This is a genomic window from Vibrio sp. 1978, from assembly GCF_033344345.1.
The window spans coordinates 1-972 of record NZ_JAWPOP010000192.1 but is presented as its reverse complement, the minus strand read 5'-3'; the positions used below and the strand labels follow the sequence as shown (position 1 = coordinate 972).

1 protein-coding gene and 1 pseudogene are annotated in these 972 nt (G+C 45.9%); both read left to right on the top strand.

Translation table 11 applies throughout. From position 1 onward, the window contains the following. Positions 1–284: pseudogene (locus R8N49_RS25440) on the top strand (multidrug transporter subunit MdtL); the annotation flags it as partial. Further along, positions 259–972 (top strand): HTH-type transcriptional regulator YidZ (yidZ, locus tag R8N49_RS25435; protein ID WP_318190251.1); only part of this gene is annotated, 714 nt, incomplete at its 3' end. The pseudogene R8N49_RS25440 and the gene yidZ, both read left to right, overlap by 26 nt.

The following is a 972-nucleotide window of genomic DNA, read 5'->3' as shown; positions in this document are numbered from 1 at the left end:
TCACGCTAATCAGCATGGGTTTCTCAATGGGGTTTGGTGTGGCAATGAGTCAAGCGTTAAGTCAGTTCTCTCGCAAAGCTGGACTGGCAAGCTCTATGCTTGGCATAGGTCAGGTTTCTTGGTCTGCACTTTACATTTGGTTGATGGCGACGCTAGGTGTGTCGGCCGTGATGATGTTAATCATAGCGTTGGTTGCTAGTGGCGTTATTGGACTCTCCATAATATTATTATTTCCAAATCATAACGTTAGTGAGCCTCATGAAGAAATCTCTTGCCCGACTTGATCTTAATTTACTGCTCACTCTGCAATTGCTACTGCAAGAGCAGAGTGTTACTAAAGCGGCGAAAAAACTTAATGTGACTCCCTCAACCGTGAGTAAGTCTTTAGGCAAATTGCGGGCTTGGTTTGATGACCCGCTTTTTGTGAATACGCCGCAAGGCCTAAAGCCAACAAATCTCGCGACAAACGTGCAAGTGCTTTTGTCAGACTGGATGCAGATCGGTAACCAGATAGTTTCACACAGAGGTGATGATGCGCCAAGTGGAGTGAAATTTCATCTTGGAGTAGAGTCGCCATTGTCACTCATCATGGCGGATGAACTGACCAAACGAATCCATGATTTTTACCCAGACTCAACGGTGAAGTTCCATAACTGGGATTACGACTCGTTAGACGCCATTACCAGCGGTGAAGTGGATATTGGTTTTACCGGCCGTGAAAGCCATCCACGCTCCAAAGAGTCGTTAGAACTGCTCCCGTATTTTATTAATTTCGAAGTGCTGTTCTCGGATTTACCTATGGTGTATGTCCGCAAGGATCATCCTGCGCTCAAGCAAGAGTGGAATTTGGATACTTTCTTAAGCTATGCCCACATTAATGTGGCTTGGGAGAAAAATGACAGTTGGGCATTGGATGAGATCTTGGCTGAGCAGGGACACACTCGAAACGTTAGCCTAACGATGGCGAGTTTC